At 69.3% G+C, this 24485-nt stretch carries 22 protein-coding genes; 9 read left to right on the forward strand and 13 right to left on the reverse strand.

Features of this window, described 5'->3' with window-relative positions; all coding sequences use genetic code 11:
- Positions 1 to 11: 11 nt before the first annotated feature.
- Both NNI01S_RS04480 and NNI01S_RS04485 read left to right on the forward strand, forming a co-directional pair.
- Positions 12 to 959, forward strand: coding sequence for an alpha/beta fold hydrolase (locus tag NNI01S_RS04480; protein WP_063018680.1), 948 nt, complete (start codon positions 12 to 14; stop codon positions 957 to 959).
- Between the two features lie 61 nt (positions 960 to 1020).
- Positions 1021 to 1623 carry a DUF7691 family protein gene (locus NNI01S_RS04485; RefSeq protein WP_063017761.1) on the forward strand — a complete coding sequence of 201 codons (603 nt, stop codon included), beginning with the start codon at positions 1021 to 1023 and terminating at the stop codon, positions 1621 to 1623.
- Positions 1624 to 1633: 10 nt separating this feature from the next.
- Here the strand turns inward: NNI01S_RS04485 and NNI01S_RS04490 are convergent, their stop codons facing one another.
- The 7 genes from NNI01S_RS04490 to tkt form a co-directional block, all read right to left on the reverse strand.
- Positions 1634 to 2113 carry an SRPBCC family protein gene (locus NNI01S_RS04490; protein ID WP_063017763.1) on the reverse strand — a complete coding sequence of 160 codons (480 nt, stop codon included), beginning with the start codon at positions 2111 to 2113 and terminating at the stop codon, positions 1634 to 1636.
- A 47-nt stretch (positions 2114 to 2160) separates the two neighbouring features.
- Complete coding sequence (locus tag NNI01S_RS04495; protein ID WP_084488470.1) at positions 2161 to 4470, reverse strand: thiamine pyrophosphate-dependent enzyme; 2310 nt, start codon at positions 4468 to 4470, stop codon at positions 2161 to 2163.
- Between the two features lie 109 nt (positions 4471 to 4579).
- The gene (gene pgl, locus NNI01S_RS04500; protein ID WP_063017765.1) at positions 4580 to 5335 is read right to left on the reverse strand and encodes a 6-phosphogluconolactonase; all 756 of its coding nucleotides are present in this window, start codon (positions 5333 to 5335) and stop codon (positions 4580 to 4582) included.
- Positions 5328 to 6236 carry a glucose-6-phosphate dehydrogenase assembly protein OpcA gene (opcA, locus tag NNI01S_RS04505; RefSeq protein ID WP_174554364.1) on the reverse strand — a complete coding sequence of 303 codons (909 nt, stop codon included), beginning with the start codon at positions 6234 to 6236 and terminating at the stop codon, positions 5328 to 5330. The genes pgl and opcA overlap by 8 nt, the downstream gene beginning before the upstream one ends.
- Complete coding sequence (gene zwf / locus NNI01S_RS04510; RefSeq protein WP_063017769.1) at positions 6233 to 7807, reverse strand: glucose-6-phosphate dehydrogenase; 1575 nt, start codon at positions 7805 to 7807, stop codon at positions 6233 to 6235. The genes opcA and zwf overlap by 4 nt, the downstream gene beginning before the upstream one ends.
- A gap of 3 nt (positions 7808 to 7810) precedes the next feature.
- The gene (gene tal, locus NNI01S_RS04515; RefSeq protein ID WP_063017771.1) at positions 7811 to 8947 is read right to left on the reverse strand and encodes a transaldolase; all 1137 of its coding nucleotides are present in this window, start codon (positions 8945 to 8947) and stop codon (positions 7811 to 7813) included.
- Between the two features lie 6 nt (positions 8948 to 8953).
- Positions 8954 to 11095, reverse strand: coding sequence for a transketolase (gene tkt / locus NNI01S_RS04520; RefSeq protein ID WP_063017773.1), 2142 nt, complete (start codon positions 11093 to 11095; stop codon positions 8954 to 8956).
- Between the two features lie 807 nt (positions 11096 to 11902).
- Between tkt and NNI01S_RS04525 the strand changes: the two genes are divergently transcribed.
- The gene (locus tag NNI01S_RS04525; protein ID WP_084488472.1) at positions 11903 to 12892 is read left to right on the forward strand and encodes a heme o synthase; all 990 of its coding nucleotides are present in this window, start codon (positions 11903 to 11905) and stop codon (positions 12890 to 12892) included.
- Here NNI01S_RS04525 and NNI01S_RS04530 read toward each other — a convergent pair.
- Positions 12885 to 14300: an FAD-dependent monooxygenase gene (locus NNI01S_RS04530; RefSeq protein WP_063017782.1), complete on the reverse strand. Its 1416-nt coding sequence runs from the start codon at positions 14298 to 14300 to the stop codon at positions 12885 to 12887. The two genes, NNI01S_RS04525 and NNI01S_RS04530, sit on opposite strands and share 8 nt — an antisense overlap.
- A gap of 84 nt (positions 14301 to 14384) precedes the next feature.
- On the opposite strand from NNI01S_RS04530, the gene NNI01S_RS04535 reads away from it, so the two are divergent.
- Positions 14385 to 14987 carry a TetR/AcrR family transcriptional regulator gene (locus tag NNI01S_RS04535; protein WP_218019158.1) on the forward strand — a complete coding sequence of 201 codons (603 nt, stop codon included), beginning with the start codon at positions 14385 to 14387 and terminating at the stop codon, positions 14985 to 14987.
- A gap of 43 nt (positions 14988 to 15030) precedes the next feature.
- On the opposite strand, the gene NNI01S_RS04540 is transcribed toward NNI01S_RS04535, so the two are convergent.
- Positions 15031 to 15996 carry a quinone oxidoreductase family protein gene (locus NNI01S_RS04540; RefSeq protein ID WP_063017784.1) on the reverse strand — a complete coding sequence of 322 codons (966 nt, stop codon included), beginning with the start codon at positions 15994 to 15996 and terminating at the stop codon, positions 15031 to 15033.
- 61 nt (positions 15997 to 16057) lie between these two features.
- Between NNI01S_RS04540 and NNI01S_RS04545 the strand changes: the two genes are divergently transcribed.
- On the forward strand, positions 16058 to 16408 hold the full coding sequence (locus NNI01S_RS04545; protein WP_063017786.1) for a hypothetical protein: 351 nt from the start codon (positions 16058 to 16060) through the stop codon (positions 16406 to 16408).
- Positions 16409 to 16411: 3 nt separating this feature from the next.
- Complete coding sequence (locus NNI01S_RS04550) at positions 16412 to 17212, forward strand: transporter substrate-binding domain-containing protein (protein ID WP_157114593.1); 801 nt, start codon at positions 16412 to 16414, stop codon at positions 17210 to 17212.
- Between the two features lie 204 nt (positions 17213 to 17416).
- Here the strand turns inward: NNI01S_RS04550 and NNI01S_RS04555 are convergent, their stop codons facing one another.
- The gene (locus NNI01S_RS04555; protein ID WP_245675970.1) at positions 17417 to 17989 is read right to left on the reverse strand and encodes a flavoprotein; all 573 of its coding nucleotides are present in this window, start codon (positions 17987 to 17989) and stop codon (positions 17417 to 17419) included.
- Between the two features lie 205 nt (positions 17990 to 18194).
- The gene (locus NNI01S_RS04560) at positions 18195 to 19427 is read right to left on the reverse strand and encodes a helix-turn-helix domain-containing protein (RefSeq protein ID WP_063017790.1); all 1233 of its coding nucleotides are present in this window, start codon (positions 19425 to 19427) and stop codon (positions 18195 to 18197) included.
- Positions 19428 to 19939: 512 nt separating this feature from the next.
- On the opposite strand from NNI01S_RS04560, the gene NNI01S_RS04565 reads away from it, so the two are divergent.
- The 3 genes from NNI01S_RS04565 to NNI01S_RS04575 all read left to right on the forward strand — a co-directional run bounded on the left by NNI01S_RS04565 (position 19940) and on the right by NNI01S_RS04575 (position 23226).
- Positions 19940 to 20398: a hypothetical protein gene (locus NNI01S_RS04565; protein ID WP_063017792.1), complete on the forward strand. Its 459-nt coding sequence runs from the start codon at positions 19940 to 19942 to the stop codon at positions 20396 to 20398.
- Between the two features lie 68 nt (positions 20399 to 20466).
- Entirely contained in the window at positions 20467 to 20619 is a 153-nt protein-coding gene (locus NNI01S_RS04570) for a hypothetical protein (RefSeq protein WP_157114594.1), read from the forward strand.
- A gap of 369 nt (positions 20620 to 20988) precedes the next feature.
- Positions 20989 to 23226: a serine/threonine-protein kinase gene (locus NNI01S_RS04575; RefSeq protein WP_063017796.1), complete on the forward strand. Its 2238-nt coding sequence runs from the start codon at positions 20989 to 20991 to the stop codon at positions 23224 to 23226.
- Here the strand turns inward: NNI01S_RS04575 and NNI01S_RS04580 are convergent.
- Both NNI01S_RS04580 and NNI01S_RS04585 read right to left on the reverse strand, forming a co-directional pair.
- Positions 23198 to 23398 carry a hypothetical protein gene (locus NNI01S_RS04580; protein WP_157114595.1) on the reverse strand — a complete coding sequence of 67 codons (201 nt, stop codon included), beginning with the start codon at positions 23396 to 23398 and terminating at the stop codon, positions 23198 to 23200. The two genes, NNI01S_RS04575 and NNI01S_RS04580, sit on opposite strands and share 29 nt — an antisense overlap.
- A gap of 100 nt (positions 23399 to 23498) precedes the next feature.
- Positions 23499 to 24383: a universal stress protein gene (locus NNI01S_RS04585; protein ID WP_063017799.1), complete on the reverse strand. Its 885-nt coding sequence runs from the start codon at positions 24381 to 24383 to the stop codon at positions 23499 to 23501.
- Positions 24384 to 24485 lie beyond the last annotated feature (102 nt).

A 24485-nucleotide genomic window follows, 5' to 3' on the forward strand; every position in this document is an offset into this window, starting at 1 on the left:
GCGGTGTCCGTATGCACGTCGCCGAGCAGGGAACGGGGCAGCCGGTGGTCTTCTGCCACGGCTTCCCGCACACCTGGTACATCTGGCATCGCCAGCTTCCCGCGGTCGCCGCGGCGGGGTACCGCGCCCTGGCGCCGGACCTGCGCGGCTACGGCCGGACCGATGCCCCGGCCGACCCGGAGGCGTACACCAATCGCGCGGTCTGCGGTGATCTGCTCGCCTTGCTCGACGACGTCGGCGCCGAGCAGGCGGTGTTCGTCGGCTTGGACTTCGGTGCGGCACTGGTGTGGGAGCTGGCGTTGCGCGCACCGGAGCGAGTGCGCGGCGTCATCGTCTTGAACAATCCGTTCGCGCCGCGCCCATCGCGCGCGCCGTCGCAGTTGTGGGCGAAAGCCGCGGCTCGGCACTTCCTGCACCTGCATTATTTCCAGACCCCCGGCGTGGCGGACGAGGAACTGGCCACGCGGCCACGGGAGTTCCTGGCCCGCGTGTACTACGCGCTCAGCGGCGACTACCACTACCTGGACACCTGGCGCTTCCCGGCCGAGGGCACCGGCTACCTCGACGTGCTGCCGCAAGCGCCCGCACTGCCGTGGCGCTGGCTCGGCACGGACGAGCTGGACGCGCTGGCAGCGGATTTCGAACGCACCGGGTTCACCGGCGGGCTGAACTGGTACCGCAACCTGGACCGCAATTGGGAACTCACCGCCGACTACGCGGACGCGAAAGTCACTGTGCCCGCCTACTTCCTGTACGGCGAGCGCGATCCCGACATGGAAGGCTTCAGTGGTCGTGACCCGCTGGCCACCATGCGCGCGCACCTCGCCGACCTGCGCGCGGTGACCGAGATCGCCGCCGCAGGCCACCTCGTGCAGCTGGAGCGGACCGAGCAGGTGAACGCGGTGCTCACCGCCCATCTCGCCCATCTCGCGGCGCACCCGGCCGAGCTTCCGGCCTGAGGCGAATCGCCTTCGGGCTCAGTGGCGTTCGTTGTCGGTGGGCACCGCTAATGTTCGGTGAATGAGTTATAGCCTGAGCATCTACGTCGTCGAACTGGACAGGATCTCCGGCGCCATCGGGTCCCGGGACGACAAGCTCCGGCGGATGATCGGCGGCCGGTTCAAGGCCCAGCTGACCCATGACGACGACTGGTTCGCCGACGAGATCGCGGCCGGCGCGCCCACCCGCTACGAGGCGGTGCGCGCCGTCATCGACGGCGGCCCGTTCGACCCGGCCTACGGTTTCCAGTACGGCTACGCCTACCAGACGATCTGCCAGTTCTACGGCCGGTTCGTGGACAACCGCTACTTCTCGGCGTTCCGTGGCCGCTGGCTCGACCACATCGATGACGGCCTGGCCACGCTCGGCATCAAAGCGGTCAGCGTCCGCGCGTTCATGTATCACTCGCTGCCGCCCTCGTTGCCGCAGCCCGACGAATTGCCCGGCTACGGCGAGTGGACCCCGGAGCAGTGCGCGGAAGCGCTGGTGCAGTGGGAATCGACCACCCCGCCGCAACGAGAGGAGGTCGACCACGAGGTGCTCGCCGCCATCGAATCGTGCGTCGCGTGGATCCGGGAGGCGCAGGCGCGGCCGGGCTGGGGCGTCGCCGGGTTCTTCTACTGAGCCGAGGGGCCTAGCGGTATTCCCCGGCCAGCTTCGGGTAGTCCGACCACCGCGGCAGCGGCTGGTAGTCGAGATAGGCGGTGAGGCGGTCGAGCAGGTACTGCCAGCGTGGGCCGATCGCGCCGGCGTCGGCGGGGCACACGTGGCGGCGGGTCAGTTCCACGGTGGTGACCACGCCGACCTGACTCATCCGGACTTCGAGCAGGCAGCCGTCGATGTGTACGACCAGTTCGTGCGGCGCCTGGCAGTGGTCCACGCGCACCGCGACGGGGCCGGGGACGGGACCGTCGAACAAGTCGATGGTGAGGTTGCCGTTACCGCCGGAGACGGCGCCGAGCCAGCGGGAGAGCTGGCCGCGCTCGGTGGCCGCCGACCACACGTCCAGCACGGGCTTGTGGAACGACCGCAAGTAGTGCAGGAGCACCAGGTCGCCGTCGGCCGTGTGCTCGTGCTCCGGTCGCACCTCGCCGAGCATGGACATCGTGGTCATCGCGAGTCCTTTCCACTGCTGGTCACCGTTCCCTCACTGTATTTCCACTATTCCCCGGCCGAATCGAATTCCGGGGAATGCCGGGCCTCGGCGCGCCGCGGCCGCATGCCGGTCTCGTCGCCGAGGAGCCGGAGGGCCGCGGCTTCGATCCGGTCCTCGTCCAGCAGCACCGTCGCAGCGGCCGGACCGAGCGGAACGAAACTGTCCTCGCCGGCGACGCGCGCGAGACGGCCGGTGAAACCCGCGTCGATCAGAGCGGTGCACACCGCCTCCGACACGCCGCCGCTGCGGCGGGTCTCATCCGCGACGAGGACCCGTCCGGTCGCATGCGCGTGCCGCAGCAGATCGTCCACCGGAAGCGGCGCGAGCCAGCGCAGGTCGAGTACGCGCGCGTGGAACCCGCGCCGGGCCAGCCGCCGCGCTACGCGCAGGCTCATCGGGACGCCGTTGGCGAAACAGGCCAGGGTCAAGTCGGCCCCGTCGCCGTAGACGCGGGCTCGGCCGATCTCGACGTGGTCGGCCGCCGACGGGCGCGCCAGCCAGCCGTCGTCTCCCGGATGGTGCAGGTCGCGGGTGTGGTACAGCGCGATGGGCTCGAGATACAGGCACACCCTGCCGTCCACTCGCGCGGCGGACGCGCAAGTGCGCAGCATCGCCGCGGCGTCGTCGGCGCGGGACGGGGAGGCCAGCACGACGCCGGGAATGTCACGCAGCGCGGCCACCGAGTTGTCGTTGTGGAAGTGGCCGCCGAAGCCCTTCTGATAGGCGTATCCGGCGATGCGCACCACCATCGGGTTCCGGTAGCGCCCGTCGGAGAAGAACGACAGCGTGGCCGCTTCGCCACGGATCTGATCCGCGGCGTTGTGCACGTAGGCGAGGTACTGGATCTCGGGAATGGGGACGAATCCGGCCAGCGCCGCGCCCAGAGCGGTGCCGAGGACGCTCTGCTCGTCCAGCAGGGTGTCGAACACCCGGCGCGCGCCGAACGTCTTCTGTAATCCCTTCGTCACGCCGTACACGCCGCCTTTGCGGCCGACGTCCTCCCCGAACACCAGCACGTCGCTATCCCGTTGCAGCAGGCTCGCGAGGGTGTCGTTGATCGCCTGCGCGAGGGTCGTCGGATCGGTCCGGGCAGCGCCGTTGCGGTGGGGCGGCGCATCCAGGCGCGCTATCGCCCGTCCGGTGTCGGCATGGTCGCGGGGCAGCGGTCCGGTGCGCAGCGCGTCGGCGCGCACGAGCGCCGGACGGGACGGGGCGATCGGTGCGACGACGGCCGCGGCGGAGGCGAGTTTCGGTTCGGCCGTGACGAGTTCGGCGGCCGCGGCGACGTGGCGGCCCAGCTCGGCGTAGCGGTCGAGCACTTCGGCGGGTGTGGCTACGCCGGATTCGACGAGCAGTCGCGCGGTGGCGGGCAGCGGGTCGCGAGCGAGGTCGGCGGCGAGGTCGGCGGGGCGGCGGTAGGCGGTTTCGACGTCCGATCCCGCGTGACCGAGCAGCCGCACGGTCCGCAGATGCAGGAACGCGGGCGCACGGTGGTCGCGCACCCATCGCGCGGCAGCGTCGGCGGTGGTCAGTGCGTCGAGGGCGGCGCAGCCGTCCGCGTGGAAGTACGCCAGGCCCGGGCGGCTGCCGTACGCCTGCTCGATCCATTCCGGGGGAGTGGGGACGCTGATCCCGATGCCGTTGTCCTCACAGACGAACAGGACGGGCATCGCGATCCCCCGGCTCGCGGTGTGAATGGCGGCATTGATCGCCCCGGCCGCGGTGGAATGGTTGGCGGACGCGTCGCCGAAACTGCACACCACCACCGAATCGGCGGGCCACCGGCTCGCTACACCGAGCCTCGCCGCCCGAGCGATCGCGAACGCCAATCCGACCGCGCGCGGGAGGTGCGACGCGATGGTCGAGGTCTGCGGGATGACATCGGCGGCCGCGCTGCCGAAAACCTTGTGCCGCCCGCCGGAAATCGGGTCCGCCGCCGCGGCGACCACGCCGAGCAGCACATCCCGGATCGGGTCCAGTCCGGGCACGCGCCGGGCGCGGTGCACGAAGAACGCCCCGGACCGGTAGTGCAAGAGCGCCGGGTCGGTGACGCGCAGGGCGGCCGCCACGGCGGCATTACCCTCGTGACCGGACGATCCGATGCTGTAGAAACCGCGCCGGGCCTTGCCGAGGCGGCGGGCCGCGAGATCGAGATGCCTGCTCGTCGCTTGCGCTTCGAACAGTTCCAGGCACGCCGTGCCCGTGATCGCGCCGCCGGGCGCGATCGGCTCGTCCGCCGGACGGCTCGGTCGCGGGGGAAGTGCCGCGACGGCGATGCGGAACCGCTCGTCCAGGTCCACTGCCTGCTCGGTCACCGACCGATCATCTCGTACAGTCCGCCGTTCGGCTGCGATTTCCGACGTCGTTCTTCCGGTAATCACGCCTGGCGGCGGACAAATTTACGAACTCAGGGTCCAGGGGTGCTCAGCGCAGGGCGGACGCGGCGTCCTGATCGAGCAGCCACGTGGTGGAATCGATACCCGTCGCACCGGCCGCGGGCACCTCCACCGGCTCCGCGCCGCCGATGGCCGCGGCGACCGCCTCGGCCTTGCCCGCGCCGCCGACCACCAGGACGACGTGCCGGCTGCGGCGGATCGCGGGCAGAGTGAGCGTCACCCGCACCGGCGGCGGTTTCGGCGAATTCGTGACGGCGACGACGAGTTCGTGCTCCTCACGCACGGCGTCGGTGTGCGGGAACAGCGAATTCACGTGCCCCTCGCCGCCCATGCCGAGCAGATGCAGATCGAACGCGCCGTGTTCGGTGAGGTGGGCGTGCACCGTCGCGGAGTACTCGGCGGCCGCCTCCACCGGGTCGGGGTACTCGCCGTCGGAGACGGCCACCGGATGCACCCGCGCCGGGTCCACCGGCACGTGGTCGAACAGCGCCTGCCTGGCTTGCAGGTCGTTGCGCTCCGGGTCGTTCGCGGGCACGAAACGCTCATCGCCCCAGAACACGTCGACTCGAGACCAGTCGATGTCGCCGGGCGACTTGCGCACCTGTTCCAGCAGGGCGATGCCGGTGCCGCCACCGGTCACCACGACCGAGGCGGAACCCCGCTCGGCCTGGGCCGCGACGACGATCGAGACGAAGCGGGCCGCCGCGGCGGCCACCAGCGACTCGGTGTCGAGGTGCACCTCGACGGTGTCGCTGGGGAACGGCGAATCGGTGTGCTCACTCATAGATCACCTTCTCGAGTCCGGCCAGCGCCTCCGCGTAGGTCTCGTCGGCGTCCAGCCTGCGTAGGTCTTCGGCGAGGCAGTCGCGCGTCTCTCTGCGCGCCAGGGCGATTCGTTGCACCGGTTCACCGGTGCGGGTCAACGTGGCGGTGCGGCCCGTCTGCGGGCGTTCGATCGCGATGGAGACGGTGGGGCGGTGCAGTTCCACTTGCAGCGGCCCGGTGCGCCTGCGCACCGGGCAGTTCAGCCGGGCGGCCAGCCAACCGGCCAGGATGTCGAGGGCGGGCTCGTCGCGCAGCCCGGACACCGTCACCGAATCGACCGGCTCGAACGGCGGCTCGTCCATGGCCGCCGCCAGCAGGGCCCGCCAGTACGTGATCCGGCTCCAGGCCAGATCGGTGTCGCCGCTGGCGTAGGACTGCAGTCGCTTCTTGATCGCCGCCTGCGGATCGGGCGCGAACGTGGCGTCGGTGATGCGGCGGCCCGCCAGGCGGCCCACCGAATCCTTGGACGGGAACTCCGGCGCCCCGCGCGGCCACCAGGCGACCACCGGCGTGTCCGGCAGCAGGAACGGGGTGACGACGCTGCTCTCGTGATTGACCAGCTCGCCTTGCAGCCGCAGCACGATGACCTCGGCCGCACCCGCATCGCCGCCGACGCGGATCTGCGCGTCCAGCCGGGTGGCGGCCTCCCGGTCGCCGCGCGCGAGCACCACCACGCGACAGGGATGCTCGCGGCTGGCTTCGTTCGCCGCGTCGATCGCGTCCTCGGCCTCGGAGCTGTCCAGCGTGCACACCACCAGGGTGAGCACGCGGCCCACGGTGATCACGCCGTTGCTCTCGCGCAGCTGCACGATCCGCTTGGTGACCTCGCCGGTCTTGGTCTCGGGCATGTCGACGATCACGGGCGCCGCCATTCCCGCCCGGTGCGGGCGATCATCTCGTCGGCCGAGGCCGGACCCCAGGTACCTGCCTCGTACGGCTCCGGCCTGCCTTCGGCGGCCCAGTGCGCGAGCACCGGATCCAGGATGCGCCAGGACAATTCGACCTCCGCGTTCACCGGGAACAGCGACGGCACCCCGAGCAGCACGTCGAGGATCAGGCGTTCGTAGGCCTCGGGAGAGGACTCGGTGAAGGCCTCGCCGTAGGTGAAGTCCATGTTGACGTCACGCACCTCCATGCCGGAGCCGGGCACCTTCGAGCCGAACCGGGTGGTGATGCCCTCGTCCGGCTGCACCCGGATGACCAGCGCGTTCTGCCCGAGCTCCTCGGTCATGGTCTGGTCGAACGGCAGGTGCGGCGCCCGCTTGAAGATCACCGCGATCTCGGTGACCCTGCGGCCCAGCCGTTTTCCGGTGCGCAGGAAGAACGGGACGCCCGCCCAGCGGCGGGTGTCGATTTCCAGCCGGATCGCGGCGTAGGTCTCGGTCGTCGAATTCGGGTCGAACCCCTCCTCCTCCGACAGCCCGACCACGTGCTCGCTGCCCTGCCACCCCTCGGTGTACTGTCCGCGCGCGGTGGTCTCGTCCAGCGGTTCGACGAGCCGGGTCGCGGAGAGCACTTTGATCTTCTCGGTCTGCAATTGCTTGGGCTCGAAGCTGATCGGCTCCTCCATGGCGGTGAGCGCCAGCAGTTGCAGCAGGTGATTCTGGATCACGTCGCGCGCGGCTCCGATGCCGTCGTAGTACCCCGCGCGACCGCCGAGGCCGATGTCCTCGGCCATGGTGATCTGCACGTGGTCGACGAAGTTGGCGTTCCAGATCGGCTCGTAGAGCTGGTTGGCGAAGCGCATCGCGAGGATGTTCTGCACCGTCTCCTTGCCCAGGTAATGGTCGATGCGGAACACCCGCTCCTCCGGGAACACCCCGTTGACCAGCGCGTTGAGTTCCTGCGCGCTCGTCAGGTCGTGCCCGAACGGTTTCTCGATCACCACCCGCCGCCAGGGTTTGCGTGCCGCGTCCGGCCCGGTCGTCTGCGCCAAGCCGTGTGCGCAGAGCTGATCGAGCACGACCGGGAACATGTTCGGCGGGATCGACAGGTAGAACGCGTGGTTGCCGCCGGTGCCGCGCTCCTTGTCGAGCGTGGTGAGGGTGTCGGCGAGCCGGTCGAACGCCGCGTTGTCGTCGAAGCTGCCCTGGACGAACCGGATGCCTTCGGAAAGCTGGTCCCAGACCTCCTGGCGGAACGGGGTACGCGCGTGCGCCTTGACCGCCTCCAGCACCACCTGGGCGAAGTCTTCGTCCGCGTAGTCGCGGCGCGCGAACCCGACCAGGCCGAAGGCCGGGGGCAGCAGCCCCCGGTTGGCCAGGTCGTAGATGGCCGGCATCAGCTTCTTGCGCGACAGGTCGCCCGTGACGCCGAAGATGACCATGCTGCACGGGCCGGCGATGCGCGGAAGGCGTTTGTCCCGTTTTTCCCGCAGCGGGTTATGCCATTCGACCGCGTCCGGCCGATCCGCGGGCGCTGCCTCCGCCATCGATCAGCCGTTCCCGGTCGACGCCGACTTCAGCTCGTCGGCGGTGGCGGAAAGCAGCTCCTCCCAGGATTTCTCGAATTTGTCCACGCCCTCGCGCTCGAGCACCGCGAAGACGTCGTCGAGGTCGATGCCGGCCGCGGCGAGCCGATCGAAGACTGCCTGGGCCTCCTCCGCCTTGCCCGCGACCGTGTCGCCACCGATCACGCCGTGGTCGGCGACCGCCTGGAGCGTCTTCTCCGGCAGTGTGTTCACCGTGTTGGAGGCGACCAGCTCGGTGACGTACATCGTGTCGGGGTACTCCGGGTTCTTCACCCCGGTCGAGGCCCACAGCGGGCGTTGCCGATTCGCGCCCGACGCGGCCAGGTTCAGGAACGTCGAGGTGTGCTTGCCGCCGTCGAACACGTCCTGGTACTCGGCGTAGGCCAGGCGGGCGTTGGCGATGCCGGCCTTGCCGCGCAGCGCGAGCGCTTCCTCGGTGCCCAGCGCCTCGAGGCGCTTGTCGATCTCGGTGTCCACACGGGAGACGAAGAACGAGGCGACGGAATGGATCTTGGCCGGATCATGGCCGCCGACCTTGGCCTTCTTCACCCCTTCCAGGTACGCGCCCATCACCGCGCGGTAGCGCTGGACCGAGAAGATCAGCGTGACGTTCACGCTGATGCCTTCCGCGATCACCGCGGTGATGGCGGGCAGCCCCTCCTCGGTGGCGGGGATCTTGATGAACAGATTGGGCCGGTCGACGATCTTCCACAGCTCGACCGCCTGCGCGACGGTGCGGTCGGTGTCGAACGCCAGACGCGGGTCGACCTCGATGGAGACCCGGCCGTCCACGCCGCCGGTCGCCTCGAAGACCGGAGCGAACACGTCGCAGGCCGCGCGGACGTCATCGGTGGTGATGGTGCGGATCGCGGCGTCGGCGTCCGCGCCTTGCGCGGCAAGCTCTTTCAGCTGGCCGTCGTAGGCGTGGCCCTGGCTGAGCGCACCCTGGAAGATCGTCGGATTGGTGGTGACCCCGACGACGGACCGGGTCTCGATCAGCTCGAGCAGGTTGCCGGAGCGGATCCGGTCCCTGGACAGATCGTCGAGCCATACGGACACTCCCGCCGCCGACAGGGCGGCGAGATTCTCGTTCTGAGCCATGAGCGCTTATCCCTTCACGTTCTCGAGCGTGCGCTGCGCGGCGGCAACGACGGCTTCCGGAGTGAAGCCGAATTCGCGGAACAGGGTCTTGTAGTCGGCGGAGGCGCCGAAGTGCTCGATCGACACGATCTCGCCCGCGTCACCGGCGAACCGGTGCCACGGCATCGCGATACCGGCTTCGACGACGACGCGAGCGGCGACCGCGGGCGGAAGCACCTCGTCCCGGTAAGCCTTGTCCTGCGCGTCGAACCACTCCACGCACGGCATCGACACCACGCGGGTGGCGACGCCCTGCTCCTCCAGCGTAGTGCGGGCGGCGACGGCGAGATGCAGCTCCGAACCGGTGGCGATCAGGATCACTTGCGGTGTGCCCGTGGACGCCTCGGCCAGCACGTAGCCGCCCTTCGATACGCCCTCGTAGCTGGTGCCCTCCAGGATCGGCAGATCCTGGCGGGTCAGCGCCAGCCCGGACGGGCCGTCCTGGTGCGGCAGTTCGGACACCGAGAAGTGCGACCGGTGCTCGCTGCTGTCGCGCTCCAGGATGGTGCGCCAGGCGTAGGTGGTCTCGTTGGCGTCGCCCGGACGGACCACGTTCAGGCCCGGGATCGCGCGCAGCGCGGCGAGGTGCTCGATCGGCTGATGCGTCGGGCCGTCCTCACCGAGGCCGATGGAGTCGTGGGTCCAGACGTAGATCGCGGGCACCCGCATCAGCGCGGCCAAGCGGACGGCGGGACGCATGTAGTCGCTGAACACCAGGAAGGTGCCGCCGTACGGCCGGGTCGGGCCGTGCAGCGCGATGCCGTTGAGGATCGCGCCCATCGCGTGCTCGCGAACGCCGAAGTGCAGGGTCCGGCCGTACGGGTCGGCCTTCCACATACCGGTGGAGATCGACTCCGGCCCGAAGCTGGGCTGGTCGGGCATGGTGGTGTTGTTGGACTCGGCGAGATCGGCCGAACCGCCCCACAGCTCCGGCAGCACCGGCGCCAGCGCGGCGAGCACTTTGCCGGACGCCTTACGGGTGGCCATCCCCTTCGGATCCGGTTCGTGGACGGGCAGATTCGCGGTCCAGTTCTCCGGCAGCCGCCGCTCGATCAGGCGGTCGAACAGCGCCTTGTTCTCCGGGTTGGCCGCGGCCCACGCGTCGAAGGACTTCTGCCACTGCGCGTGCGCCTCGCGTCCGCGGTCGACGACCTTGCGGGTGTGCTCGATGACGGCCGGGTCCACGTCGAAGCTCTTGTCCGGGTCGAAGCCGAGGACCTTCTTGGTGGCGGCGACCTCGTCGGCGCCCAGCGCCGCGCCGTGGGCGGTGCCGGTGTTCATCTTGCTGGGGGCCGGGTAGCCGATGATGGTGCGCAGCACGATGATCGAGGGCTTGCCCGTCTCGGCCTTGGCGGCTTCCAGCGCGGCTTCGATGGCGACGACGTCCTCGCCGCCCTCGACCACCTGCACGTGCCAGCCGTAGGCCTCGTATCGCTTCGCGACGTCCTCGGTGAAGGCGATGGTGGTGTCGTCCTCGATGGAGATCTTGTTGTCGTCGTAGACCAGCACGAGGTTGCCCAGTTGCTGGGTGCCCGCGAGCGACGACGCCTCGGAGGTGACGCCTTCCTCCAGGTCACCGTCGGAGGCGACGACGTAGATGAAGTGGTCGAACGGGCTGGTGCCGGGCGCGGCGTCCGGGTCGAACAGACCGCGCTCGCGCCGCGCCGCCATCGCCATGCCGACCGCCGAGGCCAGGCCCTGGCCGAGCGGGCCGGTGGTGATCTCCACGCCGTCGGTGTGCCGGAACTCCGGGTGGCCCGGGGTGAGCGAGCCCCACTTGCGCAGGTTCTTCAGATCGTCCAGCTCCAGACCGTAACCCGCCAGGTAGAGCTGGATGTACTGGGTCAGGCTGGAATGCCCGCAGGACAGCACGAACCGGTCCCGGCCGACCCAGCTCGGATCGCTCGGGTCGATGCGCATGGTGCGCTGGTAGAGCGTGTAGGCCAGCGGCGCCAGGCTCATCGCGGTGCCGGGATGGCCGTTTCCGGCGTTCTGCACCGCCTCGGCGGCCAGGACCCGGATGGTGTCGACAGCCTTGGTGTCCAGATCCGTCCAGTCGTCCGGGTGGTTCGGCTGAGTGAGGGCGCGGATGTCGTCTGTGATCGACACGACCGAGGTTCTCCTGACATTGGTTTCGTCGACGGCGGGTGGGTTTCTGACGGCGATGATCGCGCGGCAGCTACGGCGTGCTCACCGGGTATACCCAACTACCCTAGATGTGCCCGGTGACCGGCACACCATTAACCCTGTCTTGGTTTCGCGGGGCCCGTTGCGCTGTGTGTTCGCAGGTGGGTGTTTCGCCGGGCGCGGTGTGTTCGCGGCCTTGCAGGGGCGGCATGCGAGCGACGGAGACCCGGCCCTGCGGCGCGGGCGCTTCGCGTAATCCGACGTCGAAGCGCGCCGCGAACGCGCTCGTAGGCGCCGCGACCGGCCATGACGAGATACTGACCAAGCGTCTGTTTCATGTGCTGCGCTGCGTGAGTTGCTGGAAACGGCCGTTCGGGGCGCGGTGTATTCGCCCGCGTGCAACTCGGGAACAGGATTTTTCTGCTTTGTGGAGGAGGGGTTCGCCGGACCGCAGGTGTCTTCGGCAACGCAACCGTCATGTCGGGAGCGCGGGGGCGAGGGGAACTGCTCGAATCCGAGCAGCGCGGACCGGTTCGGCGACTGCCGGAAGGCCGTCCTCGCGGTGCGGGACAGGCCGTTGGGGGCGTCACCTACCGGCGGTGTTGCTCGGGGGCGAGGAAAGGGGCGGCGGTGGCGGGGGTCTACCATCCTTTGTAGTAGTAGTCGCGCCGCACCGGTCGGAAGGGGCGCCGGGGCGGACCGAAGTCCGGCGCGGGCACATCCGTGCCACCGGGACGAGCGCACTGCTGGTCCATGCCGGATGCGATGCACAGCGTGCGAGGAGAGACAGTGCGGATTGGGCAACAGCCGGGTGGCGATGGTGCGCACGGCTCCTCCGCGACGGCGCTGGCCGACCGGTTCACGGGTCCCGGCCTACCGTCCCGGCTGATGCGACGAGTCCTGGCCTATATCGCGCTGACCAAGCCCAGGGTGATCGAGCTGCTGCTGGTCGCCACGATCCCGACCATGCTGCTGGCCGACCGCGGCACCGTCGACATCCGCCTGATCCTCGCGACTCTGTTCGGCGGCTGGATGGGTGCGGCGAGCGCGAACACGCTCAACTGTGTCGCCGACGCCGACATCGACAAGGTCATGAAGCGCACCGCCAAGCGGCCGCTGGCGCGGGAGGCGGTGCCCACGCGCAACGCGTTCGTGTTCGGCGTCGCTCTCGGCGTCGGCTCGTTCGCCTGGCTGTGGTGGCAGGCCAACCTGCTCAGCGGCGTGCTCGTCATCGCGACGATCCTGTTCTACGTCTTCGTCTACACGCTGGGCCTCAAGCGCCGCACCTCGCAGAACGTGGTCTGGGGCGGCGCGGCGGGCTGCATGCCCGCGCTGGTCGGCTGGTCGGCGGTGACCGGCGGCATCGGCTGGCCCGCGGTCGCGCTGTTCGGCGTCATCTTCTTCTGGACGCCGCCGCACACCTGGGCGCTGGCGATGCGCTACAAGGAGGACTACCGCGCGGCGGGCGTGCCGATGCTGCCGGTGGTCGCCACCGAGCGGGCCGTCACCAAGCAGATCGTCGTCTACACCTGGCTGACCGTGCTCACCACGCTCGCGCTGGTCCCCGCCACCGGCGTGATCTACGCGGCCGTGGCGCTGGTGGCCGGAGCGTGGTTCCTGCTCATGGCGCACCAGCTGTACGCGGGCGTGCGGCGCGGCGAGTCGGTGAAGCCGCTGCGATTGTTCCTGCAGTCGAACAACTACTTGGCCGTGGTGTTCTGCGGCCTCGCCGTGGACTCGGTGCTCGGCTGGGACACCATCGGCAGTTTCTTCAGCTGAGCGCGCCGATGTAGCCGTCCGGCCGGACGAGCACCCGGGCGCCCTCGGCCGCGGCGTAGGCCGCGTAGGCATGCCCGTCGACGTCCACCACGTGCGGCCCGGCCACATGCTCCCCGGGGCGCACCACCGCGAACGCATGCGGCCCGGCCTCGGCCGGCACGCCGAATGACAGCACCGTGGGGTGCGGCCCGCGGAACAGGTCGAACAACCGGACGGGCCGTCCGTGCTCGTCTTTCACCGGCGCGTCGGGCGCCCGGTCGCCGACGGCCAGTTGCTCGCGGACGGCGGGGTCGCGGTAGCTGATGTCCAGTTGCCGGGTCTCCGCTCCGCGCTCCATCGCGTCCTCGTCGCCGTCGACCAGTTTGTCCAGCAGCTCGGAGCTGAGCCCGAGCACCTTGGCGGCCACGGTCCTGCGTTCGGCTTCGTAGCTGTCCAGGAGGGTGTCGTCACCGGCGAGCGCGGCGGCCAGCTTCCAGCCGAGGTTGTAGGCATCCTGGATGCCGGTGTTCATCCCCTGGCCGCCGGTGGGCGGGTGTGCGTGGGCGGCGTCCCCGGCCAGGAAGACCCGGCCGTCGCGGAAACGCCGCGCCAGGCGGATGTTCGGCCGCCACACGGTCACCCAGGTCAGGTCGGTGAGGGTGACGTCGTCGCGTCCGCAGTAGCGGTCCACGTACTCCTGCAGCAGCTCGAGGCTCGGCTGCGCGTCGCCGGTCAGCGGTGCGGCGAACTGGAATCGACGCTCGCCGGGCAACGGGGACAGCGCGATGCCCTGCATGGGCTCGTCGGCGGCGGCGAACCAGTAGCCGACCTCGTGATCGAGCGCGTCGGCGCGCACGTCGCCGAGCAGCATCCGCAGCGATTCGTCGGTGCTGCCTTCGAACGGGATGCCGAGTGTCTTGCGCACGGTGCTCTTGCCGCCGTCCGCGCCGACCAGATAGGCAGCGCGGACGGTCTCCCGCGCGCCGTCGCGTTCCAGGGTCGCGGTGACGCCGTCGTCATCCTGCGTGAAACCGGTCAATGCGGTGCCGAGTTCCACGTGTACGCCGAACTCGGCGAGCCGGTCGCGCAGGATTGCCTCGGTGCGTGACTGGCCGAGCACCCACAGGTTCGGGTAGGGGACCGCGGGGGTCGGCTCGACCGGCTCGCTCATTCTGCGCTCGGCCACGAACTGCCCGCCCAGATGCACGCGCATCACCGGTGTCGGCATTCCGGCCGCCAGCACCGCGTCCAACACCCCCAGGTCGTCGAAGACTTCCAGGGTGCGCGGCTGGATGCCGTCCCCGCGAGATCCGGCGAAGAAGACGGCCGCCTTGTCGACGATCCGGACCGGGATGTCCCGGCGAGCGAGATCGAGGGCGAGGGTGAGGCCGGTGGGTCCGGCGCCCGCGACGAGGACGAGCTGAGTCATGACACGCTCCTGCTGAATCTGTATTCAGTGAATGCAAATTCAGTATCAGGCTTGGTACGTTGCGTTGTCAAGGAGGTGAGGTGGGTGTCGCTGAGTCGCAAGGAGAAGTCCGCCGAAACCGAGCAGGCGTTGAAGGCCGCGGCCCTGCGCTTGTTCGCCGAACGTGGCTACCTGAACACCAAGATCACCGACATCACCGCGACCGCGGGCCGGGCGGCGGGGTCGTTCTACAACCACTTCGCGAGCAAGGAAGAACTGCTGCAGGCATTGCTGAACGATCTTGCGGCGGCGGGTGACGAGCGCGCGGAGGGACCGGGTCACAACCCTGATTTCAGCGACCCGGAGGCGGTGCGCTATCACGTCGCCGGGTACTGGACCTTCGCGCGCGAACACGCGCCCGTGCTGCGCGCGGTGAACCAGGCGGCGCTGGTCAACGAAGATTTCGCGCAGATGGTGGCGCGCTTCGGCAGCCGGCAGCGCGCCGACATCGCCGACCACGTGGCGGGCTTCGCCGACAAGGGATTGCGACTGCCGAGCACGGACGACGCCAGCCTGGCGATGATGTTCATGCTCACCCAGAGCTTGCTGGCGGCGGTGGAGGAAGGAAACGTCGAACTGACCGACGAGCAGGCAGTGGAAGGCCTGACCCGCTTCATCTATCGCGGTCTCACCGGCCGCGACTACTGACGTCTGTGGTGGGCGACCCGCCGGATCGCCCACCGTAGGCGGTTCACGGGAGCAGGACGATGGAACCGGTGGTCTTGCGGCCCTCCAGGTCGCGATGGGCCCGTTCGGCGTCGGCGAGCGGGTAGGTCGCGCCGATCCGGATGTTCAGCGTGCCCTTGGCGATGGCGTCGAGGATGTCGCCCGCGCGCCAAGTGAGTTCGGCACGGTCCCTGGTGTAATGCGCGAGGGTCGGGCGGGTGACGAACAGCGATCCCGCCGCGCTGAGTCGTTGCAGGTCGAACGGCGGTACCGGACCGCTCGCGCCGCCGAACAGGGCGAGCGTGCCGCGCACGCGCAACGCGGCGAGGCTCGACTCGAAGGTCGCCGCGCCGACGCCGTCGTAGGCCGCGGCCACGCCGACGCCGTCGGTGAGGGCGCGCACCCGGTCGGCGAGATCGTCGCCGTACCGCAGCACCTCCGCGGCTCCGGCCGCGCGGGACAGCGTCTCCTTCTCGTCGGAGGAGACCGTCGTGATCACCCGGATGCCGCGTGCGTTGAGCAGCTGGGTCAGGATCAGCCCGACGCCGCCCGCGCCCGCGTGCACCAGCACCGATTCCCCGCGTTCGGGTTTGTAGACGGACTCGATGAGGTAGTGCGCGGTCATGCCCTGCAACAGTGCCGACGCGGCCACCGGCGGCTCGACGCCGTCCGGCACCGGGATGGCGACGGCGGCGGGCACCGCGACCTTCGGCGCGTAGCTGCCGGGTGCGGCGGCCCAGGCGACCCGGTCGCCGACGGCGAACTCGGTGACGTCGGAGCCGACCTCGGCGACGACGCCGGTGCCTTCCGCTCCCGGGACGTAGGGCACGTCCTGGGGGTAGCGCCCGGTGCGGATGTAGGTGTCGATGAAGTTGATGCCGATCGCCTGCGTGTCGACCAGCAGCTGGTCCGGCCCGACCTGCGGATCGGGCACCTCGACGTACTTCAGGACCTCGGGACCACCGTGTTCGGAAACCTGAATGGCGCGCATGAGTTCCAGTTCTACACCCGAGCGGCGGGCGCGGTGCCTACCGGTCGGTAAACTGCATGCCATGAGTGCTGAAACCGCCACGGCGCCGGAGAAGCTGTCGGGCGCCCTCGTGGAATCCGTCAAGGGCTTCGTCGCCGACCACGGACGATCCGCCACTGCCGTGTTGCAGCCGATCGGCCGCGCCGGTGTGCGCGTCACCCTGGTCGGCGCCGACGGTGTTCTCGGCGACCGAGTCGTCGCGGACCTGGAGACCGCCAAGGCGCTGGTCGCCACGATCGACGGACTCTCCGAGGCCGACGAATGGAATCGTGAGCTCACCTCGATCGTCACTCCGCGTAAGGGTCACTGGGCCAAGATGGCGGGCTGGGTCGCCAAGCAGGCTCGTTTTCCCAAGGCGCGCAACGAGAAGTGATCGGTGCGTAGCCGGATGACGTTGCCCGGCCGGATCGGCGCGGTGCTGGTGGCCGGATGGACTGCTCTCGTGGCGGCGGCGATTCCTGCGGCCGCGCAGCCGGAGAACTCCGCTGCGCTGCGCGCCTGCACGCCGGGTGACTATCCGCCGTACTCGGTCACCGAGGACGGGGGCGGCTACCGCGGCGTCGATGTGGATCTCGCGCGGGGTTTCGCCGCGCTGCTCGGCCGTCCGATCGAGTTCGTCCCCGTGACCTGGGCGACGCTGAAGACGGACTTCGCGGAGCGGAACTGCGACGTCGCGGTCGGGGGCATCTCCGATCTGCCGTCGCGTCGCGCTTTCGCCGACTTCTCGATCACCTACGGCACCGACGGCAAGGCGCCGATCACCCATCGCGCGAACGGTGCGGCGTATGCGACCGTCGCGGAGATCAACCGCCCCGATGTTCGTGTGATCGCCAATCGCGGTGGCACGAACGAGGAATTCGCGCGCAAGAACTTCCCCGACGCGCAGCTCACCTTGTGGCCGGACAATCTGACGATCTTCGGCGAGATCGAGCAGGGCCGCGCCGACGTGTTCGTCACCGACTCGGTGGAGGGCCGCTACCGCGTGCGTCAGCACCCGGACCTGCAAGTGCTGCATCCCGAAGAGCCGTTCGACTCGTTCGGGAAAGTTCTGCTGGTGCGGAAGAACGATCCCGTTCTGGCGGCCTTGCTGGACGCCTACTTGACCTCCCAGCTCGCGACGGGCGCGGTGGACCGGTTGTTCGACCAGTGGATCGGGCCGAACGCTCCCGTCGGCTGAATTCGTTCGCTGACTCCGTGTTCGGCGCACAGTGCCAACGGTCGGGCTGGGCTGTCGACTTCCGGTTGTGCGCGATGCGCGCTGACTGCGGCACCTGTGACGTTCGGGCGACGAGACCGCTACGGGCCAGCGGTATTCGGCAATGCGCGACGCTCGGCGAGGACCCCAGGGGTGAAGGCGAGCGGTAGGCGGCCGACCCGACGGTCAATTCGGCGCGGAACGCTCGGCGCCGTCCCGGCGCGGGTGTTCGAGGAGCGCCTTCCACGCTGCCTGCCAAGGGAACAGGGGGAGGCGCGCTTCACCGGTGCCCCGCTCGTGCGGCTCACCTTCGCCGATCACGATGGTGACGCCCCACTCCGACAGTTTGCGAATCCCCTCCTGGATCGCCGGAAAGCTGATCTGCGCCCGGTTCGAGTACGGCACCCCCACGATCGGCAGCCCCTTGCCGAGCCCTTCGACCAGTAGGCCGAGCAGCAGCGTATCCGAGATCCCCGCAGCCCATTTCGCGATGGAATTGCCGGTGAGCGGTGCGGCGATGATGCCGTCGGCGGGCGGCAGCACATCCGGTGTGCCCGGTTCCTTGTACTCGCTGCGCACGGGATAACCCGACCGTGTCCTGATCGCGTCGACGTCGATGAACCCGAGACCCGAGGGCGAGGCGATCACGCACACCTCCCAGCCGTCCGCCTGAGCCAGGGCGATCAACTTGCCGACATCGCGCGAGGCGGGTGAGCCGGTCACGAGGGCGTACAGGACCGGATTTCCGTTGGCGTCCACGGGTCCATGCTGCCACGCCACCCAGGTCGCTCGAGCTTGATCACACCGGTGCCGTTGCCCGGCTTCCAGCGCCATACGGTTCCGCTCTCCATCGCCGCCGATCTGCCGTCTTACACGGTCGAATGCGCTGTTCCATCGAAAACGGCCGGCCGCCAACGACGTCGTCGCCCCAGGGCCGATGTTGCCCAAGTGGTTGCCGACGGGTTCAGCCGGGGACGGCGCCGATGCGTTTGGCGAGGCGGCCGAGGTCGCCGGTGGTGAGATTGCGGTGGGCCGTGCGCATCATGTGGGTGACGAGTTCGCGGACGTGGGTCATGCCGCGGACCTGCTGGGGGGCGATGTGTTCGGCGTGCAGGAGGGCGTGCAGGCAGTTGCGGTAGTCGCGGCGCAGCGCGTGGGCGCGGCCGATTTCGACGAAGTATTGGGCTCGGCGGCCTTCGGCGGGGATGGTGTGGGGGTTGAGGGTGGGGGCGAGTTGGAGGACTTGGCCTGGTTCGCGTTGTTCGATTGCTGCGGACATGCGCCAGAGGATTACGTTCGTCGCATCGAAGGTGGGGTTGCGCAGCAGGGCGTTGGCCGCGTCGGCGTGCTCGAGTCGAGCGACCTGCTCGTCGGCTTCGTTCAAGTGGTCGGCCGGGTCGCTGCCGAGTGCTGCGGTGACCAGTGCGGCTTGCAGGTGCAGCATGCCGTACGTTTCGATTTCCTCGACCGAGCGCACCTCCGGTGCCAGCCGCTCGGCGGTGATCTCGGCGTCCTGGAGTGCGGCGGGCAGAGTTCCAGGGCGGGCGAGGAGCGTCTGGCTTCGGGTGTAGGCAGCTGTCGCGGGACCCGCTGTACCGCCGATGTTCTCGGTGGCGCGTTCGATTTCCTGCGCCGCTGTCCATGCCAGTGCTGGATACCCGCGACGCGACGCCGACTGTGCGGTGAGATAGGCGGCCGCCGCCAGCGCGTCCCAGGAGCGATCCCGGTCGATGCCGGTCGCGTCCCGGGTATGGCGATAACAGTCCGTGAGCAGAGGCGCGAGCAACGGCCCGAGCCTCGCGTAATCGCATGCCCGCCTCAGTTCGGCCGCATACTTCGTCGCGGCGGTGAGTTCGGCCAGGCTTCTCGGCGGGCCGACCACCGTAGTGTTTCCACGCGTCCAGAGCGCGGTTTCGATGTCGGGCACTGCGGCATGAAATCCGGCCGAGGACGGGTCGAACCGGTCTTCCTGATCGCCGGTCAGGTCTCCGACCGCGACGCCGAGCGCCTGGGCGAGGGCGTGCAGGGTGCGCCGGGAATCGATGGGTCGCTCACCGTTCTCGTATTTGGCGACAGCGCCCCGGCTGACCCCGATTCGGTCGGCCAACACCTGCTGCGAGATGCCTCGGCGCGCACGGATGGCACGCACCTGCCGGCCGATGTACCGGCCCTCGTCTCGCCCCGGATCCTCGCTCATCGGCTCTCCCTCGCCGGATGCTGATCGAAACCTCATGCTAGACGCGTCGCCGGGTGTCCCGCACCGGGACAGCGCCGCTCCGGCGGCCCGCCAAGCTATTGCGAGCACTCGCCCTTGGGCGGGGCGCGATCGTGTGCGCGATAAGCCGGTCGTCCCTCCCCGCGAGTGCTCACAACGTGAGGAGCAGGGGAAGGGGAAAACGTGATGTGGCGAAAGGCAGTTGATTTCGCGTGTCCGGACGTGTCCGGGATGCGGCGCGGTGACGAAATGTCGGGCCGGGCGGCTGCTGACCCAAATGAACTCGGCGCGCATCGCCCGCCGATGGTGACCGAACCCGGCACGCCGCTATCGCTAGCAAATCGGCCGCGCCGCTGCCATTTTCGCGCGATTGCCGTGCGGTGCCCCGCTCGACCCGGCGAAATGGCGTCGCGGCTGCTGCGCGGACGCGATTCGCGCACGGTGGCCTCGCATCGCGTTGATCATCCCGGTGCGGCGGCGGGGAAGAGCGCGCGGTGAGCGAACCATGCCATCCGGCGGCCGACACCCCGGCCAGTCGGTGCCGCTTCTACCGGCAGTGCGGGCTCGCGGCGGCCGTGCAACCGGAACTCGGGCGCATCGTCGTACCCGCCGGACGGGTGGGCGCGATCACCATGCCCGCTCGGCTCGGGCAGGAGGTGAAGGCGCTGATGCAGGTCCGGCGCCGCGCGCTCGGGCCGATCATCTCGCATCCGCGCTCGGGACGCTGGACCTATCTGGTGCGGCCGGACCTGCCCGACGAGGTCGGCTTGTTCGCCGAACTGTTCCGCCTGAACGTGTCGGTGGCCCGCTACGGTGCGCAGATCGCGCTGCCGTCGCCCGCCGACCGGCCGCCGTGCTTCCGCGTGTGGGTGGAACCGCCACGCGACACGTTCCGGCCGTCGGGCGCGGTCGTGGTCGCGGCGATTCGTCTTCGCGCGGGACGCCGAGGGTGACCGGGCCGGAGCACCGGTCACCGCGACCGGACGAGCGGGATGTCCATCTCTCGGTCCAATTCCACGACGTGCGTTTGGATTTCGCTGCCTGCGCGACCGCAGCCGCGTGGTTCGTGCAGGAGTGGCGCGCCCGTCACTACGAGGACGCGGTCACCGTGCTGCCGGACGATCCGACCGGGCTGCCCCGCCTGCCGAACGAGCTGTTGTTCCTCGACCCGTGAGTGCGGCTCGGCCGGGCCGACGGCCGCCGAGCGCCGAGACGGGCCCGCGACAGCCCTGGCCAGGTCGTCGCGGGCCCGGCACCGGGGCCCCGCCCGCGCTGCCGGGCGGTTCCCGCCGGTGCTGGACGACCGGAGTTCGCCGACGCAAAGGGGCGCCGAGCCGGACACCTGAAGAGGGCATAGTGGCGAACTGTCCGCAAAGTAACGCGTCCGCTGCTTCTCGTGCAGATGCAGCGCTGCTCGCTGTGGGGGAGATACCCTTGAGCAGGGTAATTCAACGTCGAGGAGCTGATGGTGGAACACCTGCGAGGCAAGGGCGCGTCGTGCTCGGCCACCGTATGACCAGACCGGGCTGATTTCGAGCTACCGATGCGTGAACCGATCGACCTTGCCGATTCCGCTGAACGAACCCGCGCCGCGCTCGCCGCCGTCGTGGCGCAATTCTCGGAGGCTTGGGCGTCCGGGTTCCCGCCCGACCTGGCCGCGTTCCTGCCCCGGGAGCAGGCCGAGCGGCGGACGACGCTGATCGAATTGATCAAGGTCGATCTGGAATTCCGCTGGCTTCGCTTCGACTTCCCCAAGCGGCTGATCGACTACCGCGCGGAATTCCCCGAGCTGCGCAACGGTCCGTTTCCGGCCGATCTGGTCTACGAGGAATTCCACGCCATGCGCCGCAGCGATCGCGGCCGCGACGGCACCGATATGGCCGGGACGGCCACCGCCACGGCTGCCGGTTCCGCCCCCGACCGGATCACCAGCGACTACCGCAGCACGATGATCGCTCGCCCCAGCGCCCAAGTCGCGCTCGACGCCATCGACGTCGGCGATCGAGTCGACGATTTCGACCTCCTGATGCGGATCGGCGTCGGCGCCTTCGCCCAGGTGTATCTCGCGCGGCAACAGTCGATGCAGCGACTGGTCGCGGTCAAGATCTCGCACAATCACGGCAACGAGCCGCAGACGCTGGCCCAGCTGGACCACGAATACATCGTGCGCATCTTCGATCAGCGGCTCATCGCCGACGGCGAGCTGAAGCTGCTCTACATGCAGTACCTGCCCGGAGGAACACTGCTCGACGTGTTGCGTCTGTCGCGCGCGACGCCGCAGGAACGGCGCGGCGGGCAACTGATGCTCGACGCCATCGACGCGGTACTCGCCGACAAAGGCGAGGTGCGACCGACGGAATCAGCCGTTCGGCTCCGCATCGCGGGACTGACCTGGCCGGAGACCGTGGTCTGGCTGGGGCGCAGGCTCGCGGACGCGCTGCAGCACGCGTCCGATCGAGGGGTGCTGCACCGCGACATCAAACCCGCGAACGTGTTGCTCAGCGCCGAGGGAATTCCGAAACTGGCCGACTTCAACGTCAGCTTCAGCAACCGCGTCCGGGGTACCAGCCCACTGGCGTACTTCGGCGGATCGCTGGCGTACATGTCGCCCGAGCAGCTCGAAGCCTGCCATCCCGACCTGCCGGGGACCGCCGCGGAATTGGATACCCGAAGCGATATCTTCGCGCTGGCCGTCATGCTGTGGGAATTGCTCACCGGGCGCCGTCCCTTCGCGGACGAGACGTCGGCGGGCGATTCGCAGACGTCGCTGGCCCGCATGATCGAACTGCGGCGCAGACCCATCCATCCGGCGTTCCTGTCGGAACTCCCACCGGACTGCCCCATGGCGCTGCGCCGGGTCCTGCTGAAGTGCCTGTCGCCCGACCGGGCGGACCGCTACTCGTCCGGTTCGGAGCTGGCCCAGCAACTCGACCTGTGTCTGGAGCAGCGTGCCCGCGATCTCGTCTATCCACCTCCGCGCAGCTGGCGCGCACGTCTTTCGCGCAGGCCCACCCCCATCCTGTGGTTGTCCTCGCTGGTCGGCGTCGGTTTGGCGACCATCTATATGGCCGTGCATGTTCAGGAACTGATCAGAGAGCGCCTGACCGACACCACCAACGCGCAGCTCAACATGGGCGTGTACGTTTTCGTCCTCATCGCAGGCCCGCTGTCCATCGTCATCTACGCGTACATGTCACGTGATCTGCTCGCGGTTCCGCGCGGCTTGCGTGCGGGCAGACACTACGACGAGGCACTGCTGGCGCGCGTGCGGTCGCGAACACTGTTCTGGGGCGATATGTGTGCGCTGAACACCTTTCAGACCGGGCTTACGGCGACGGTGACCGGTGTGTTCCTGTGCCTCTGGCTCACCGACCTGCCTGCGCGACTGGTGGTCCACGCGGCGACGACCGTATTGATGGCGGCCGTCATCTCCGTCGCCTACACGTTCTTCCTGTCGACGTTCTACATCGTCCGCTGCGTCTATCCGCTCTACTTCCGCTACAGCCGCACGACGACGCACGATTCCGGCGTCATCCGCACGCTGCGCCGGAGAACCACGATCTACCTAGCGGTCACCGCGTCCGTGCCGCTGGTCGGGGTGCTCGCCGGATTCAGCCTGCTCGAACCCGAGGAACTTCCGCTGGTGCGCGATTCGGTCCTGGGATTGTGCGCCGTCGGCGGGCTGGCGTTCGTCGCCGTGTACTGGCTGTACCGCACGCTCGACGCGGACCTGCGGGCACTCCAGCGGGTGGTCAGGAGACCGGTGGAAACCACGCGCTGACGCGCGACTCAGCTGTGGCGGGTAGATCGCGCCGGTGCTCGCCTCCCCAGCGCACCACTCCGGTCGCGACGGCCGGATAGAGGACGACGGCGGCGATCACCAGGACGCCGTAATCCGACGTCCACCCGGGAATCCTGGTCAGTGTGGCGAGGGCGGCGACCACCATCGCCAAGCCCAGGATCTCCGCGATTGGGCCGAGGGACGCAAGGTCCGTGTACTGGTGTCCGCGCGGCGACGCGATCGGCCGGAGGCGGGCGCCGGCGTCCGATGTCCTACCGCTCACGGCAGATGACCAGCGGGCTGGACGCGTGGTGCAGCAGACTCTGGCTCGTCGACCCGGTGAGAAGCCCGGTGAGGCGGTTGTGTCCGCGACTGCCGGTCACCACCAGCTGCGCCTTCTCGCCGTGTTCGAGCAGCGCCTGCGCGGGCGTGGCCTTCACGACGACTTTGGTGACCGTGACGTCCGGGTATTTCTCGCTCCATCCGGCCATGCGCTCGGACAGCAGTTCCTCCTCTTGCTGGGCGAGCGTGTCCCACGCGTCGGGCACCGGCGTCCATTGCAGCAGGTCGGGATCGTTCCACGCGTGCAAGGCGGTCACTGCGACGCCCAGCGTCGACGCGAGTTCGAACGCCTCGCCCACCGCGGCGGAACCGGCAGGGCTTCCGTCGACGCCGACGAGCACGGGCCGTTCGTCCGGCAGCGGCTGGTCGAGCCTGCCCCGCCAGACGGTCACCGGACATGTCGCCTTGTTGGCGACCGTGAGCGCCGTAGACCCCAGCAGCAGTGTGGAGAGCCGGTCTTGGGCCTTCGCCGCGACGACGACCATGCGCGCGTTCGCGCTGTGCCGGATCAACTCACGCGCGGGCGAACCGTCCTCCACGACCCGCCGGATCTCCACGTCCGGCTGCTCGGCGTGTACGGCCTCGAACGCTTCCTGGACTTTTTGCTTCGCCGCCGCTCGGAGTTCGGGCAATAGGTTCACCTCGGCCAAGGCCGAGGAGGTCATGGGGTAGTCGAGCGCGGGAACCACGCCGAGCAGCGTCAACGGGGCGTGCTGTCGATTCGCGATGGCTCCGGCCCAGCGCGCTGCTCCCACAGCGGTCGGGCTGCCGTCGATACCGACGATGATCGACTGACGGTCTGCTGATGCGCTCATTTCGGCTCCGATTGCGGCTGCGGCAAGGTCGACTCCCACATTCGCAGCCGCCGCCCGTCCGCACCGGGGGCGGTGGCCCTCGATGGTCGGGACCAAAGACCT

Source organism: Nocardia niwae NBRC 108934 = DSM 45340 (genome assembly GCF_001613465.1).
Classification (GTDB): domain Bacteria; phylum Actinomycetota; class Actinomycetes; order Mycobacteriales; family Mycobacteriaceae; genus Nocardia; species Nocardia niwae.